Below are 15,369 nucleotides of genomic sequence, written 5' to 3'. Positions count from 1 at the left end.
CTTAAAGCACGGGGGCTTTTAACTCTTTTCGCTTCTCTATGTCGGTTATAGGGAAGTGTCCCTATAAGGCATAAGACTGTTCAGTAAACTGTGTCAGGGTTGCGGCTTGGGGCAGGTTAAAGACGGGCGATAGGAAAAAAGATTTGAGGCGCTCTGGCAGACTTCCAGTGCGTTGCTAAGGGATAGTAATAAAATAACCTTATCATCCTTCTGCAAGCTCAGAATGTCTGATACCAGGTTGCAGACAAATGTATAATTTCACAAACATCAGACAAATGAATCCTAATTGTCTGGGTTTGCTGCTGATATCGTTGAACAGACGCCTTCCACTCTGGAGATCAGCTAACACGTGAAATGCTGAATCGGCGTCTGAGGTGAATATGGGTCAGAGCATAAATACCCTGTCAGGTTATGCTTAGGGGTCGTAGTACCCTGAAAACATGCCATTGGTAAATCTATACATGACCATGAATTGCTTGTGCCAGAGCCGCCAGGAACGCCCATCTGCGTGAGAACAATCCTGCCGCCATAAGACTGGTGGCCTGTCATAACATTGCCTGCGCTGCCCATCGCCACACCATCAATGTTTATAGTAAGTCCCTCAAAAGACAGCATTCTCGACTGATGTGCATACACAACTGCATAGTTACTTATCGTATTATAGTTATGCCACGCACTTACGTTCGACAATTGGCTTGCCGTTACAAAAAATTGTATTGTCGCATTGTCATTAGTCTGGTTTGATATAATACAATAAACACTTTTATCATCGGTAGATAAGTAAGGCAATGTGTATGTTACGAAAGGAAATAAGCCCCCCCGTAGGCATAACCCCACTACACTACGGATTCCCGATTTGTTCTGAACCGGCCAATTGCCATATTATCTGGTATGCCATATTTTCTGTAATGAATAACTATGCCGCCCGTACCGCCACACTCACACAGCGGCCACGCCCACCTCGTGCCGGCAGCGGACTCAGAGACACTGCAACCACCACTTCGCTGCCGTCTTTGCGTAAGGCATGTATCTGCCGCGGCGCCTCTCCCATAGCGCGGCTTTGTTCTTCGGCCATAAAGGCCGCGCGCATCTTACTGTGTGTGCCTCGCATGGCCTCCGGCACTAGATGGTCAATCTGTCCGCCTACCAGTTCGCCGTGAGGATAGCCAAAGAGCTTATCAGCGTTTGGATTTGTCAACAGTATCTGACCGGCGGCATCAACCACCATCATGCCATCCGGGGCTGTCTCTATGATACTGCGAAACCAGTTCTCGGTTTCCATAAGCTCTGCCTGCTGTGCCTCCATTTCTACGGTCTGCTCTTCAAGTTGGGCTGCCTGTTTCTCCATCCTCTCCGCCTGTTCCTGAGAGGCAACCAGCAGCTCGCGGGTGCGAAGGTTGCGGTCAAGGATTTCCATGCTGGATGACAGCACGGGCAGCAGGGCCTCAAGCACCGCCTTCTCCCTTTCACCAAACACCTGAAATGATGCCATTTCCATGACACCAAGCACACGCTCGCCATGGATTACCGGCAGCACTATTATGCAGGCGGGAGGGCCTTCCCCAAGGCCGGAGTTGATCTGGATATAGTTTTGGGGCGCACTGAGCATGATCTGGTTTTTCTCCATAACGCACTGCCCGACCAGCCCCTCTCCGACTGCAAAGCTGCTGTTGAGGTGTTTGCGCTCGCGATAACCGTAGCTGGCAAGTAGATTGTACCGCCCATCATTATTGTCGAGGACATAAAATGCCCCGTGACCGGCACCGATTACCGGGGCCACTTTGGAAACGGCGGTCTGTGTAAGCGTTCGGAAGTCCTCTGCCTTCTGCAGTTCTGTGGCAATCTCTGAGGTGTGGGTCTTTATCCAGGCCTGAGTATTGAGTTTCTGCACAAATTCATTGAACACCTGCGCGGCGCGGGCTATCTCTCCTACCTCATCATGACGCGCCACCCCCGATACCACCACATTGGTCTGCCCTTCGGCAAGCTGCTTCAAATTCTCAACAACCACGGTGATAGGATTCGCCAGACCAAGGTTGCCGACCACCCAACTGGCGATTAACAGCAGCACCACTGCCAGAGCGGTGGCGAGGATATTTATCCATGCCGCCATCTTTTTAGCGTTCGCGGCGTCTTTGGAGCCTGCTACGGCCAGCTTTTGGTTATATTCAATATGGTCACTAATTGCGTGTTCGACCTTTGGTATGTAATCCTGGGTCTTTTCTGAGAGTTCCCGTGCCTCATTATTTTTGTTCTGCCTGGACAATGCCAGCACTGGGTCAAGGACGTTATTGTAGTAGTCCCTGAAGGCGGCCTGAGCAGCCTTGTGCAACCGCAAATCCTCCGGGTCACTAATCAGCTTTTCCTCGTAGTAGCTCTGCTTCTTTTTGATTTCCTCGCGTTTCTCCTGAATTTCCCTGTCAATCGAGGTCATTTTAAGGTCTTCGGTGTTCAATATGTGGTTTCGCATGAGAATTCTGATCTCAAGAAATAGAATCTCGGTGTCGTATATCGTATTGAAGCTGGGAACCGTGTTGATAGTGGCGTAATTGGCAAGGTCATAGACCTTTTCTAATTGGTGCAGGTTTGAACCGGCAATTCCTGCCAGGGACACAATGGCAATGAGTATAATCACGTACAGTTTTTTGGAAATCTTTAACTTTGAAAGCGCGTTCATGTGTGAATCCTCCTTTTGTCAGGTTGATGTATTAATGCCTCCGGCGAAACAGCCGGTGATAGTGGTCAATAGCCGTGAACAGGGAATTGCCTATGAAACTCAGGGATTCAGACTGTCCAATGAACAGCAGCCCCTGCGGCTGCAAGGACGCGTGGAAAGACTTTATAAGGCGGTCCTGCAGCCCGCTTTTCAGGTAGATAAGCAGGTTGCGGCAGCTCACAAGGTCGAGATTTAGCAGTGGCGCGCCGCCGTGAATGTCGCGTTGCTCAAAGTGGATATTGTCCCTGAGTTGTGGTACCACCTCAAATTCCCCCCCCTTAGGGATGAGATAACGCTCACGCAGCCCCTGGTCCATCTCTTTGAAGGCCGACTGCCGGTAAACGCCGTTGCGCGCCATAGCAAGCGCCTCTGGATTGAGATCAGTGGCGGTAATATCAATGGGATGCCGTTGACATCCATCGCCCAATAATTCGCATAAAATAATGGCAAGTGTATAGGCCTCATCGCCGGAGGCGCACCCCGGCACCCAGACCCTTATTGGCTATCCATCCATTTTATCTTTGATATGTGCTGCCAGCACACGCATGAGGACACTGAAGGAGGCCCTGTCACGAAAGAACGATGACATTGAAACGAGAAACAGGCGCTGCAGCATATGCAGTTCCTCCGGGTCGCGGCGAATAAGGCCCTGATAGGCATCTGCCGACGCAACCCCCAGAACAGACTTACGTTTTTCCAGCCTTCTGATCAGCGTTTCTTCCTTATAGCTGGAGAAATCTATCCCTGTTGCGTCTGCCACCTGGCGCAGGAGCTGTTCCAACTCAAGGCGCTGCTGTCTGCTGATGGATGATTCCACCGGCTCTTCCACCGCTGTTGCGGACGCGCGGGGCATTGATGATTTTGATGGCGTCTTTGCCGACTCCGCGATGCCCGTATAGCCCGGATAACCGGGATAGATTGTTGCCAGTGTTTCACCTATCGCCGCCGCCGGCAGCACACGGTCAATCAGCCCTGCCTTGATAACACCAGAGGGAATGCCGTAATGCTTTGCCTCAGTGGGGTCTTGTGCCAGCGTCAACCCGCCGCTGTTCCTGATTGAGCGGCAACCGCTGAGGCCGTCGCTACCGGCCCCGGACAGTACGATGCCGATTGCCCTTTTCCCCGCGCTATCGGCGATTGAGGCCAGTAGCGTGTTGATTGAGGGAGTGGACAACTGCCCGGCAAGGGGTTGCTGAAGCGTCAACATTGTGCCGCGCACCACCCCATCCATACTTGCGGGAATGACATATACGCAGTCCGCCTCCAGTTGCATACTGCCGCGTGCCAGCACTACCGGCAGCGAAGACTCACGCTGAATCAGACGCACGACCAGTTCGCTGTGAGCATTGTGGGCCATGTGCTGTGCCACCACATAGGCAATGCGCCCGGTTGGACGCATATGCGCAAACATTGACAGCATGGCCTCAAGTCCTCCGGCGGAGGCACCGACACCGGCTATGAGCAGCTCAGCGCCCTGATAGGCAACCGTCGCCCCGGAGGCACGGGACATCATTGCGCTTCCACCTTGTCAAGCTCAACAAGTGCGGTATCGAAGTCAAACGCGGCAATTGCGTCGGCCACGGGTTTTAATGCAGCCGCCGTGGCTGAGCCGGAGAGTTTGTTAAGCAGTTCACTAAGCGCATTGTCTGCCTCAGAGTCACTGTCCTGAAGTAAACCCCTCAGTTTGGCCAGACGGGACCTCAGTTCCTCGTCAGAGATCGCAGGGGCAATCGCCGCCGCCGCGCCCCCATCGGCGCTAAGCTGCCCAAGGGCGGCAACCACTGGTTGCAGTTGTGTAATGGTCTCAGAGAGCAACGCTTCAATTTCGGCTGTATCTCTGTGTTCTTTGCACGCGTGCTCAAGTTTAGCTGCCGCCGCCGCTACGTCGCGTGCGCCGATGGTACTGGCCGTCCCTTTCAGGGTGTGAGCGGCACGCTCTGCCGCGCTGGGGTCGGCGTCTTGTTGGGCTGCGGCAAAAATATTGGCGAATCCTCCCTGGCTGTCGTGGAATTTGACAAGCATACGCCTGTAGAATTTTTCATTGTTCATAGTGGTGGCAAGGCCGGCCTTTACGTCAATGCCGGGCAAGGGTGGCAGGGCGCCACTGTCCTTTTCCACTGTCTTTGTCTCTATATTTATCTCCGGGCCTATCTCCGGTTTTGGAGCCGCGGTGGTGGCAGATGGGGCTTCAATCTCCGCCGGTTTTATCCATTTAGCAATGGTGGCGAACATTTCCACCACATTGATTGGCTTGCCGATGTGGTCCCACATCCCGCACTCTATGACCTTTTCCCGGTCTCCGGCCATGGCGTTAGCGGTCATGGCAATAATGGGTAGTTTCTGGAGGGCCGGGTTTTGGCGGATTGCCCGCGTGGCCGCATAACCGTCCATCACGGGCATCTGGCAGTCCATCAGCACCCCGTCAAAACGGTTGTCCCTGTCCAGCGTATCAACCGCCTCCTTGCCGTTGACGGCGAGCACGACCTCTATCCCCGCCTGAGAAAGCAGTTCCATCGCTATCTCCTGGTTCATCTCGTTATCTTCCACAAGAAGTATGCGTGCCCCGGCAAGCTGTGCCATCGCCTCAGTGTTGCTTTCCATAGTTTCGATATGGCGGCTCTCGGCCACATAGCCCTTGTCCAGCGCGTCGCCGATTGCCTCCAGAAGCGAGGAGGCGGTTACTGGTTTGGCCAGCACTGATTTAACCGTCACCGCGCGCTGTGCGGCAACACTAAGCATTTCCTCCCTGGCGTAGCCGGTAATCATAATCACAGTCGGCGGCTTTATTAAATTGCCCTGGCGCATCCTTTCAACGGTTTCCAGCCCGTCCATCACGGGCATTTTCCAATCCATGAGCACAAGGGCGTAGGGAATTTGCTTTTCATCCGCCTCTGTAATCATCTGCAGCGCCTGCTGGCCATCTCTGGCGGAGTCTGCTTCAAGGCCGAAAGTCGTTACCATCGCAGAAAGGATTTCCCGTGCCGCGGTATTGTCGTCCACTACCAGCACGCGCACGCCGTGAAGCTCCCGGGCGCTGAACATGCGGCGTGGCTGCGGTTCCTTTTGAATGCCAAAGCGGGCATGGAAATGGAAGGCAGAGCCTTTGCCGACCTCGCTCTCTACCCAGATACGGCCCTTCATCAACTCTACGAGGCTCTTCGATATGGCCAGACCCAGTCCCGTGCCGCCGTACTTGCGTGTGGTGGAGGCATCGGCCTGACTGAAGGACTTGAACATCTTGCCGCACTGCTCAGGCGTCATGCCAATGCCTGAGTCCCGCACCCAGAAGTGAAGCTCCACATCAGTTTCAGTCTGGGCGACCATCTCCGCACCCATGATTATCTCGCCCTTGTCAGTGAATTTCACGGCATTGTTGCCCAGATTTATAAGTATCTGTCCGAGGCGCAGGGGGTCTCCCACGAGGGCTGTTGGCATCGTGGCTGCAATATCAAAAAGCAGCTCCAGCCCCTTTTCCTCTGCTTTTAATCCCGTAAGGTTGGCAAGGTTGTCCAGGACATCTTCCAGCCGGAAGTCAATTGATTCCATAGACAACTTGCCTGCCTCAATCTTGGAGAAGTCCAGTATGTCGTTGATAATGCCAAGCAGGTTTTTACCGGCCTGGTGCACCTTCGCAATATAGTTACGCTGTTTTTTGTCCAGTTCTGTCTGCAAGGCCAGATGTGACATGCCAATGATTGCGTTCATGGGTGTGCGGATTTCATGGCTCATATTGGCCAGAAAATCACTCTTGGTTTTAGTGGCCTCCTCGGCGGCATCTTTGGCCTCACGCATGGCGTCCTGAATTTGCTTGCGCTCGGTTATGTCGCGCACCGCCGCACAGACACTGCGTCGGCGTCCACCTACCGCTGGCAGCATGGAAATCCCCGCTTCCACGGGGAACTCGCTGCCGTCCTTGCGGCGTGCGCGTAATTCCCTGCCATTGATGTCAAACTGGCCGCCCTGGGGATTTATTAAGAAGCTATCGAGATTGCCTGCGTGGCGGTGGCGGACGGCTTGCGGCAGGAGTGTCTCAATGGGCAGCCCGGTAAGTTCGTCGGCGGCGTATCCAAACATGGTCTGCAGTTGTGGATTTGCCAGAATTATTTTGCCGCCTTCATCAGCAACCAGCAAGCCGTCAGGCGCTAATTCAATGATGCCGCGGTACCATGCCTCGGTGGCCTTTATGACCTGTTGCTGTGCCTCCATCTCCACCTGCTGGTCTTTAAGCAGGGCGGCCTGTCTCTCCATATCCTGCGCCTGGCGCCGTGTCTCATCCAAAAGCCGTTTGGTTTTGACAGTGCGGTCAAATATCTCAATGCTTACCGCCAGGGCCGGGAGCATCTCATCAAGCAGCGCCTGTTCTCTTACGCTGAACTGGTCGAATGTGGCCAACTCCAGCACTGCCAGCAGGTTGTTGTTGCGCACCACAGGTAACAGTGTGATGCGACGAGGTACGCCCTCCCCAAGGCAGCAGGGGATGCGTATATAGTCCTCCGGCGGGTCTGTAATAGTTATCGGGGCGCGCTCCACCGCACATTGCCCTACCATTGACTGGCCAAGGGCAAAGGATTGATTCGGGTCACTGCGCTCCCTGTTGGCGTAGCCACCAAGTTGGCGCAGGCGCTTCTGCTGCTCCTCATAGATAAAAAACACGCCGTGTCCCAGCCGGATAAGAGGCGCCACGCCGGACATGAATCTCTGGGACAGGTCGGTAAAACTGGTTGCATGTTGCAGGTCACCTGCTATTTCAGCAGTGTTGGTCTTAATCCAGCGCTGGTCTTCAAGCTGGCGCGCCTCGCCCTGCAGTTTCTCTATGGCACGGGCCAACGCACCGAGTTCATTTGGGTAGTCGGTGTGCGGTACCAGGCGCTCAATATTCCCCGCCACGAATTCGCCAACGGCGTCATGAATATTACTCAATGGGCGCTGGATTGAATTATTGATGATATGTACTATCAGCAGGCCCGCAAGGAGACTGACTCCAATGAATAAGATAGTCAGCCAGAAGGACTTTCTGTCCCCCTGGTCTGCCTTTCTTGCCAGTTCTCTGACATTATCCTGCTCCCTTTTGATGATAGTCTCAAGCCTGGCATTGGCTGCAAGCCTGAGATTTTAAAACTCCGCAGAGGTGGCCAGGGCCTGTGCCTGAGCCAAAGAATTACTGCTGATAAGGGCTGCGGCCTTATCTGTCTGGCGCAGATAGCCGGCAAGCAGCACTTCAAAATCTGCCAGCTCCTTTTTGTTTTCTTCGCTGTTATTTTCTTTCGGGGCTATGCGAGTGCGCAGTTCCATTATGGATCGCGCAATGTTGCCGCTGACCTGCGACAGTTGACTGAGTAATTTCCCCCGCTGTTGCTGGTCAGGTGAGACAATCACCTCAAGCAGTATATCTTTGAGCTGCATACAGCGGCTCTGCATATCCTTCGCACTTTCAACTCCGAGTGTGAATTGATAGAGGAAGTGAATCTTGCCGCTCATGGTGTGCTTGCTATACAGGCTTTCTATGCCGAAACTGAAGGCAATCGCAAGCAGGAAGGAAAAAATCAGCAGGAGCTTTGACTTCAGAGTGCGCCGCTGCAGGGCGGTAAGCAGACGTTTCACTTTGAGCCTTCCTCGTTTGTGGCGAACCCTATACTACGGCAGCGTCTGATTATAAAAAAAGTATTCGTTAAAAGAGACACATCCACCTCGTTATATTATACCGTAATGTTTTATATAACCCCCACAGTCACACCCCCTTGTGCACACACCCGTTAAGGATACCACTGATTATCGCCTTTTGTCTATGTGTCGAATAACCCTTTGCCATAAAATGTACGAAATGTTATCATACCCTCCTGATGGTGGTAAAGGCGGCGGCATTGTTCTCCGGCGGGCTTGACAGCACGCTGGCAATCATAACCATGTTAAGGCAGGGGGTGGAGGTCACTGCTATCTCCTTTCAGAACCACTTTGGCTGCGATATAACCGACAGGTCATCCTGCTCTAAAGACCCGTATGCCGCAGCGGAGAAGTTCGGTTTTGACGTAAAACTCTGCCATCTTGCCGATAAATTTATTGATATTGTCAAACACCCGAAATTCGGCCACGGCAAGAACATGAATCCCTGCATAGACTGCCGGATTCTGATGCTCAAAGAGGCAAAGGTGTTTTTGGAGATGACCGGCGGGGATTTCATTATAACCGGCGAGGTCATCGGACAACGCCCGATGAGCCAGCGGCGGGAGTGTTTTCCACTGATAGATAAAGAGGCCGGCGTTGTTGGCATGGTCGTACGGCCGCTGTCGGCTAAGCTCTTGCCGCCGTCGCGTGCCGAGCTTGACGCCCTGATAGACAGAGAGAGGCTACACGCCTTTAACGGGCGCACGAGAAGGCCGCAGATAGAGCTGGCCAGGGAGTTCGGCCTGACTGAATTCCCCAATCCTGCGGGTGGATGCCTGCTTACAGACCCTATATATTCTTACAGGCTGAGGGAGCTGCTTTGTCATGTGCCAGAACCACCCGTAAGAGATATAAATCTATTGAAAACAGGGCGGCATTTCCGGCTCTCTTGTACGTGTAAGGCCGTCGTGGGAAGAGATGAACTGGAAAATAACACCATAGAGGCCCATGTACAAGAGGGAGATATTACTATGGCCGTTGAGGATGTTGGCTCACCGGTTACGATTGTCACCGGAGACGTGGACGATGTTGCGCTTAAAGCCGCCGCCTCGCTGACGGCAAGATATTCCGACTCTAAACATGAAAACTCTGTAACCGTCTCCGCGTATAAAATTGTTGGCGGAGGCGAGCGCGCGCCGCTTGCTCAAATAACTGTGGCCCCGGCCGACATCAGTATGCTTGACGCCCTGAGAATAGAGGAAAAAAGACGACATGCCAGAAAAAATTCTCCTAAGCCTCTACGAGTTTAATCTAATTGTCAAAGAGGCGCTCTCACTTACCTTTCCCGCCCGCTTTCTGATAAAGGCCGAGACGGCCTCCCTGACCGTTGACGCCAGGGGACACTGCTATATGGAATTGATAGAGAAGGACGACACGGGGATAAAGGCGCAGATTAGCGCCCGCGTATGGGCCTCCACATGGAAGACGGTGTCAAGGGAGTTTAAGTCTGCCACCGGCCAGACGCTTGCAAAGGGCATGAAAATCCTCATTGAGGCCACATTGAACTTCCACGAGAGATTTGGCCTCAGCCTCATCGTGCAGGCTATTGACCCGTCGTATACGCTTGGAGAGATGGCGGTGGCAAAACGCCAGATAATCGAGAGGCTTACAAAAGAGGGATTAATAGACAGAAATAAGGCCGTACCGTTGCCGCTGGTACCGCTTTCCATAGCCGTTTTATCGTCAAAGACGGCGGCGGGGTATGAGGACTTCGCCAGGCACCTCAGGGGAAACCCATTTGGCTACGCCTTTAGCATTACGCTGTTTGAGGTGGCTGTTCAGGGAGACAGGGTGGAGGATTCTATGCTGAGGGCGCTTTCGTTGTGCCACGCCCGTGTGGAGGATTTCGATGTGGTGGTAATTACACGCGGCGGTGGCGGGGCGTCGGATTTGGATTGCTTTAACAACTATGCCGTTGCAAGGGCAATTGCCCTGTTTCCCATTGCGGTAATCTCCGGCATAGGCCACGAAAGGGATAAGACGGTAATTGACGAAACCGCCCACACGACGATAAAGACGCCTACCGCGGCGGCGGCGTTTATTGTTGAGCGGGTAAGACAGTTCGAGGACATGATAGATTCCAATGGACAAAGGCTGCTGCAAGCGGCGGGAACTCTATGTCTTGAGGCGTCGGGACGGCTCTTTATATTGTCGAAGGGCGTTGGGGTGGCGTCGTCAGCGGCGTTGATGAGGCAGCGTTTTATCCTTGAAACCTGCACGAAAGGGATAAATTCCAGCCTGAAGATACTGGAAAAACACGGGGAAAGGCTGAACGCCGCGCTTGCCGCGGCAGGGCATCTGAACCCTGAGAACATATTGAAGCGGGGGTTTAGCATCACCAGCGTAAATGGCAAGACGCTGCGCTCAGTAGCGGGTGTTTCCCCAGGCACACGTTTGACTACGCATCTATATGATGGTACCATTGAAAGCGAGGCCATACAGACGGAGGTTCAACATGAAACAGGGATTTAAGTACTCTGAGGCACTGAAAGAAATCGAGGGGATAATATCTGAGATAGAAAGTGAAACCATTGATGTTGATGTGTTGACAGAAAAGGTAAAACGTGCCATAAAACTGATAAAGGCGTGTAAGGCAAGGCTTCGCACGACGGAGGAAGACCTGAAAGATGTCCTTAAAGACTTCAGCGAAGATAAGACCGCCTCTAAAGAAGGCCTTTTTGACTAATAAAAAATTAGGCTGACAAAAAGTTGCACGTATTTGTTATCATATGGCGTTGAAGGAAAGACCGTACCAAAAAAAAACGAACGAATGGAGAGATTAGGGATGAAAAAACTGCTATTGATGATTTTAGCCGTGACGCTGTTGGTATCGTGCGACGGCCAGCAAGGGAAGTCCGGCGGCCTGAAACAAGAAGGGACACCAGTTATTAAAGTCAATGACGTCACCATAACAACCGGCCAGTTGCAGGAGGACCTCGCCAAGCTGCCGCCCCGTTATAAAGCGGCTTTTACCGGCAGAGACGGGCTTGTGAATTTTGTTGATGAGATAAAAAGGAGAGAGGTTCTGTATCTTGAGGCGAAAAAACAGGGCATTGACAAAGACCCCGCGTTTGACAAAAAGCTGCAGGAGTTTGCGAGGCTGAATCTTGTAAACGCCCTGATTACGAAAAACGTGAACATGGCCGATATAAAGGTAACTCCTGAGGAGGCGAAGGACTACTACGATAAGAACCCGAAAGAGTTCATGATGCCCGATCAAATAAGGGCAAGCCACATACTGCTCAAGACAGAGGATGAGGCAAAAAAGGTATTGGAAAAGGTGAAAAAAGGCGGTGATTTTGCCACCGTTGCCATGGACAATTCCATAGACAAGGTCTCTGGCCAAAAGGGCGGCGATTTAGGATTCTTTGCCAAAGGACAGCTTGATCCCTCATTTGACGAGGCCGTTTTTAAGTTGAAAAAAGGCGAGATAGGCCCCGTAGTCAAGACACAGTTTGGCTATCATGTAATAAAGGTTGTTGACACCAAGCCTTCCGCAAAAGTGGAATTCGAGCCGTCAAAAACCATGATAATACAATATCTGACCTCTGAAAAGCAGAAAAAGGCGTTCGATGGTTATGTCGCCCAAATCGAAAAGAGCTATCCCGTGCAGGTTGACCAGAAGGCACTGGACGGCTTTATGTCCAAATACACAGACAACGCTTCAAAAGGCCAGGCCGACACAGCCCCATCAGACACAACCCCGATTGTTAAAATCGGAGACGCATCAATAACCGCGGCCCTCATTGAGAGTGAGTTGTCAAAACTCCCGCCAGATGTAAAGCAGTTCTTCAAAGGCAAGGAAGGTATGGCAAAACTCATAGAAGAGTTGAAGAAAAATGAGCTGCTCAACCTTGAGGCAAAAAAGGCCGGTATGGACAAAGACCCTGAGTATGTCAGGAAGATTGAGGATTATAAGAAGGTAAACAGTATAAACGCCCTCGTACAGAAGGCCTTCAAACCAGAAATGGCACAGGTCACCCCTGATGAGGTGAAGGCGTATTACGACAATAACACAAAAGACTTTACGATGCCGGAGCAGGTAAAGGCCAGCCATATCCTCGTGAAAACTGAGGAAGAGGCCAAAGCGGCGGCGGAAAAAATACAGAAAGGGGCTGACTTTGCCTCAGTGGCGAAGGAGGTCTCAATTGACAAGATGACGGCGGACAAGGGCGGCGACCTTGGGTTTTTCTCAAAGGGCCAGATGCAGCCTTCGTTTGACGAGGCGGCTTTTAAGCTGAAGACAGGCGAATTGAGTGCCCCTGTTAAGACCACCTTTGGCTATCACATAATAAAGTTGACGGACATGAAGCCGGCAAAGAAGGTTGACTTTGACTCAGCTAAAGACATGATAACACAACTGCTTACAGAGCAGAAGAAAAACAAGGCGTTCGACGACTATTATATGGGCGTAGAGAAAGGTTACAACGTTGTTATGGATAAAAAGGCCCTTGATGAGTTTGTCATTAAAAACACATCGGTAAAACCTGAACATGGTGCGGATACTGGCGGCGCTTTGCCCGGAGCCCATCCTCCAGTGGGCAATCCCACGGGTGGCGCACTGCCAGAGGGGCATCCGCCGGTTGGTAATCCCAAATAAGCGGCGATAAGGCATGTAAATGCTAAAACTGATAGACGGGATCGTCGAGCTGTATAAGAAGGTGGCGTCGTCGGTCCCGCCGGACGTTGAGAGGGCGATTGCCGGGGCGTGTGAGGCCGAACCTGCGGAGTCCCCCGGCAGGGGCGCGTTGGCCTTGCTGGTCGAAAGGATGAGAGCCGCAAGGGCGGCAAAGATGCCGGTGTGCCGCGATGCCGGTATCCCGGTGTTCTGGATAAAAATCCCCCGCGGCCTTAGCCAGAACGAGATCGGCGGGATCGTTATAGAAGGCACAAAGGCTGCTGCCAAAAAAATAAGTTTTCACGCCGAAGGCGTACTTGAATCGCTGATGGGCGGCCCGGCTCCGGTAGAGGGCTATCCGATAATCTACTTTGAAGAGTCAGAGGGGACGTCCCTCGTAATAGACTTGCTGCTCAATGGGGCAGATTGTGAAAACGCGGGCAGGCTCTTCACTCTCACCGAGGGCGGTTTGACTGCCGGGGGGGTGATACTGCCGCATGGATACGACGCCATTGCCGGGTGTATTGAAGAGGCGGTTGCGGGTGCGGAGGGTAAGGTCTGTTTCCCGTTGATTGCCGCTGTGGGGGTGGGTTCGTCAAGGGAGCAGGTTGCCGCGCTGTCAAAAAGGCAGCTTATGAGAAAATTAAATGGCTCCACTTCGCAAGAGAATAGCCCTGTCCATGAATTTGAGGGCAAGGTCTTAACGAACATAAACGGCAGTGCTAATAATCACGGCCTGAGGACGGCCCTCATTGGCGTAAAAATGGCGGTGGCACCCATTCACCCTGCGTCATTGTTCGTTGATGTCACGATTTCATGCTGGGCCTTACGTCGCGGAAGACTCATCTGGAGTTAAACTTCGCAGCCTTTTTTACCGATTATATAATTAACACTGTCTCACGGGAGGTAAATATGCCGAATGAATACTTACAGATGCCAGTTGAATCCATAAGTAGTATTGTAGGTCCGCGAGCCGTGGAGACATCGTCCATGTGGGCTAAAAGGGACAACGGCAAAAAGAAGACGCAGAAGGCAAAGAGAAAGGCCGCGCCCGAAAAAGGTCTCATAGACATATTGGTCTGATTGAAGACCTGTCACATGCCCCAACCGCGTTGCCCTAACCGCGCTGATATGTCGTGTACTGCGCCTTAGTAGGCTGTCAGTGAAAACTCAGCCGCAAATCTCTCGTTGAATAATTCCTTTGTGAATGAGTAGTTCTGGGTTCCATGAACTTCCACACAAAACGAGGCGCTGACTGTCCCCATTTTCACCGCGTGGATGATGTCCTGTTGTGGCAGCAGCAGCCCTTTTATGAGACCTGCCCTGAAGGCGTCTCCGGCACCGGTTGGGTCACTGATTCTGAATGGAATCACGGCCGGGATGTCCACAGTATCAAGTCTGCCGTCTCGTTTGAACATTACGGAAGAGCCTTTCTCCGCCTTAGTGGTTATCAATATCTCTACCATTGAAGATAACTCTTGCACAGTGGCGCGGGTCTTCTCTATGGTAAGGCCAAGCTCGTAGTCGTTGCTTATGAAAATCTTTGCCCCTGAGATCATCTCTAAGAGCTGGTTTTTGTTCCACGCCGGAAGTGACTGTCCGGGGTCGAATATATAGGGAATTCTCCGTTGCTTGTATATCTTAATGAAATTATACATATCGTCGAGATTTCCCGGGGCAACAACGGCAATTGTCTTTTGCGGGTCAAGGGAGTTGAAATCGTACGCCGAGCTGTGTTTCATCGCCCCCGGGTTAAAGGCGGTGATTTGATTGTCCTGGTTGTCTGTGGTGATATATGCCCCGGCGGTGAACTCGGTTGGTATTATCCTGATGAAGTCCGTAGAGATACCGTTTTCTCTAAGCCAATTGCCGTAGGCGTTAAAATCATGCCCCGCCGAGGCCACAACATCGGGTTTTTCACCAAGCAAGGACAGTGCGTAGGCGATATTGCCCGCCGTGCCGCCAAAGTTCTCCTTAAGCTCGTTTATCATAAAGCATACGTTTAACATGTGTATCTTGTCGGGTAAGATGTGGTCAGAAAACTTGCCCGGGAAATCCATTATCCTGTCGTACGCGACAGAACCAGAAACCATTATTTTCATTCTTTAAGTGCCTCCTTATTATTGAATGCGGCATACCCACTATGGCAATCTATCACAGCGGTTTATGGTCTGTCAATGATACGCTATATTATTTTCACGGTAATTTTGTTCTAACGAATAAAACAAGTTATCATGGGAAGTTGTAATAATTTCCAGACTATTCTTTTCTTTGGCTGTCATTCCGGCTTGTCCGGAATCTGTCCTTATATCTCAGAACAGGAAAAATCATCATGAAACAACCATTTAAGGGACGATTCCGGACAAGCCGGAAT

The 15,369-nt window shown here is 52.0% G+C and carries 14 protein-coding genes; 7 read left to right on the top strand and 7 right to left on the bottom strand.

Features of this window, described 5'->3' with window-relative positions:
• Positions 1 to 342: 342 nt before the first annotated feature.
• The 5 genes from AB7D94_RS12170 to AB7D94_RS12150 all read right to left on the bottom strand — a co-directional run bounded on the left by AB7D94_RS12170 (position 343) and on the right by AB7D94_RS12150 (position 7,648).
• Positions 343 to 615, bottom strand: a complete 273-nt coding sequence (locus AB7D94_RS12170; protein WP_420266156.1) for a hypothetical protein — start codon at positions 613 to 615, stop codon at positions 343 to 345.
• Between the two features lie 301 nt (positions 616 to 916).
• The gene (locus AB7D94_RS12165) at positions 917 to 2,677 is read right to left on the bottom strand and encodes a PAS domain S-box protein (protein WP_420266155.1); all 1,761 of its coding nucleotides are present in this window, start codon (positions 2,675 to 2,677) and stop codon (positions 917 to 919) included.
• A 31-nt stretch (positions 2,678 to 2,708) separates the two neighbouring features.
• The gene (locus AB7D94_RS12160) at positions 2,709 to 3,203 is read right to left on the bottom strand and encodes a CheR family methyltransferase (protein ID WP_420266154.1); all 495 of its coding nucleotides are present in this window, start codon (positions 3,201 to 3,203) and stop codon (positions 2,709 to 2,711) included.
• Positions 3,204 to 3,218: 15 nt separating this feature from the next.
• Positions 3,219 to 4,229, bottom strand: a complete 1,011-nt coding sequence (locus AB7D94_RS12155) for a chemotaxis protein CheB (protein ID WP_420266153.1) — start codon at positions 4,227 to 4,229, stop codon at positions 3,219 to 3,221.
• Positions 4,226 to 7,648, bottom strand: coding sequence for a response regulator (locus AB7D94_RS12150; protein ID WP_420266157.1), 3,423 nt, complete (start codon positions 7,646 to 7,648; stop codon positions 4,226 to 4,228). Before AB7D94_RS12150 ends, AB7D94_RS12155 begins: the two co-directional genes overlap by 4 nt.
• Positions 7,649 to 7,700: 52 nt before the next feature.
• Between AB7D94_RS12150 and AB7D94_RS12145 the strand changes: the two genes are divergently transcribed.
• Positions 7,701 to 7,832: a hypothetical protein gene (locus tag AB7D94_RS12145; protein WP_420266152.1), complete on the top strand. Its 132-nt coding sequence runs from the start codon at positions 7,701 to 7,703 to the stop codon at positions 7,830 to 7,832.
• On the opposite strand, the gene AB7D94_RS12140 is transcribed toward AB7D94_RS12145, so the two are convergent.
• Positions 7,829 to 8,317, bottom strand: a complete 489-nt coding sequence (locus AB7D94_RS12140; RefSeq protein ID WP_420266151.1) for an MCP four helix bundle domain-containing protein — start codon at positions 8,315 to 8,317, stop codon at positions 7,829 to 7,831. The genes AB7D94_RS12145 and AB7D94_RS12140 overlap by 4 nt on opposite strands.
• Before the next feature lie 239 nt (positions 8,318 to 8,556).
• On the opposite strand from AB7D94_RS12140, the gene AB7D94_RS12135 reads away from it, so the two are divergent.
• The 6 genes from AB7D94_RS12135 (at position 8,557) to AB7D94_RS12110 (ending at position 14,078) form a co-directional block, all read left to right on the top strand.
• Entirely contained in the window at positions 8,557 to 9,627 is a 1,071-nt protein-coding gene (locus AB7D94_RS12135) for a hypothetical protein (protein WP_420266150.1), read from the top strand.
• Positions 9,590 to 10,849, top strand: coding sequence for an exodeoxyribonuclease VII large subunit (gene xseA, locus AB7D94_RS12130; RefSeq protein WP_420266149.1), 1,260 nt, complete (start codon positions 9,590 to 9,592; stop codon positions 10,847 to 10,849). Before AB7D94_RS12135 ends, xseA begins: the two co-directional genes overlap by 38 nt.
• A complete protein-coding gene (gene xseB / locus AB7D94_RS12125) occupies positions 10,833 to 11,063 on the top strand; it encodes an exodeoxyribonuclease VII small subunit (RefSeq protein ID WP_420266148.1) in 231 nt (76 codons plus the stop codon). Before xseA ends, xseB begins: the two co-directional genes overlap by 17 nt.
• 99 nt (positions 11,064 to 11,162) lie before the next feature.
• A complete protein-coding gene (locus AB7D94_RS12120; protein WP_420266147.1) occupies positions 11,163 to 12,977 on the top strand; it encodes a peptidylprolyl isomerase in 1,815 nt (604 codons plus the stop codon).
• 19 nt (positions 12,978 to 12,996) lie between these two features.
• A complete protein-coding gene (locus AB7D94_RS12115) occupies positions 12,997 to 13,851 on the top strand; it encodes a fumarate hydratase (RefSeq protein WP_420266146.1) in 855 nt (284 codons plus the stop codon).
• A gap of 56 nt (positions 13,852 to 13,907) precedes the next feature.
• Positions 13,908 to 14,078, top strand: coding sequence for a hypothetical protein (locus AB7D94_RS12110; protein ID WP_420266145.1), 171 nt, complete (start codon positions 13,908 to 13,910; stop codon positions 14,076 to 14,078).
• 65 nt (positions 14,079 to 14,143) lie between these two features.
• Here the strand turns inward: AB7D94_RS12110 and AB7D94_RS12105 are convergent, their stop codons facing one another.
• Positions 14,144 to 15,097, bottom strand: coding sequence for a carbohydrate kinase family protein (locus tag AB7D94_RS12105; protein WP_420266144.1), 954 nt, complete (start codon positions 15,095 to 15,097; stop codon positions 14,144 to 14,146).
• Positions 15,098 to 15,369: the final 272 nt, after the last annotated feature.

It is taken from the genome of Candidatus Magnetominusculus dajiuhuensis (assembly GCF_046044395.1).
Taxonomy (GTDB): Bacteria; Nitrospirota; Thermodesulfovibrionia; order Thermodesulfovibrionales; family Magnetobacteriaceae; genus Magnetominusculus; species Magnetominusculus dajiuhuensis.
The sequence above is the reverse complement of the archived record's forward strand: the minus strand, read 5'-3'. Positions and strand labels throughout refer to the sequence as shown.

Bases quoted from the DNA above. Each gene is read 5' to 3' on its own strand.
- AB7D94_RS12170 (WP_420266156.1), bottom strand. From the start codon at position 615: ATGCTGTCTTTTGAGGGACTTACTATAAACATTGATGGTGTGGCGATG.
- AB7D94_RS12165 (WP_420266155.1), bottom strand. From the start codon at position 2,677: ATGAACGCGCTTTCAAAGTTAAAGATTTCCAAAAAACTGTACGTGATT.
- AB7D94_RS12155 (WP_420266153.1), bottom strand. From the start codon at position 4,229: ATGATGTCCCGTGCCTCCGGGGCGACGGTTGCCTATCAGGGCGCTGAG.
- AB7D94_RS12145 (WP_420266152.1), top strand. From the start codon at position 7,701: ATGAATAAGATAGTCAGCCAGAAGGACTTTCTGTCCCCCTGGTCTGCC.
- AB7D94_RS12135 (WP_420266150.1), top strand. From the start codon at position 8,557: ATGGTGGTAAAGGCGGCGGCATTGTTCTCCGGCGGGCTTGACAGCACG.
- xseA (WP_420266149.1), top strand. From the start codon at position 9,590: ATGCCAGAAAAAATTCTCCTAAGCCTCTACGAGTTTAATCTAATTGTC.
- xseB (WP_420266148.1), top strand. From the start codon at position 10,833: ATGAAACAGGGATTTAAGTACTCTGAGGCACTGAAAGAAATCGAGGGG.
- AB7D94_RS12120 (WP_420266147.1), top strand. From the start codon at position 11,163: ATGAAAAAACTGCTATTGATGATTTTAGCCGTGACGCTGTTGGTATCG.
- AB7D94_RS12115 (WP_420266146.1), top strand. From the start codon at position 12,997: ATGCTAAAACTGATAGACGGGATCGTCGAGCTGTATAAGAAGGTGGCG.
- AB7D94_RS12110 (WP_420266145.1), top strand. From the start codon at position 13,908: ATGCCGAATGAATACTTACAGATGCCAGTTGAATCCATAAGTAGTATT.
- AB7D94_RS12105 (WP_420266144.1), bottom strand. From the start codon at position 15,097: ATGAAAATAATGGTTTCTGGTTCTGTCGCGTACGACAGGATAATGGAT.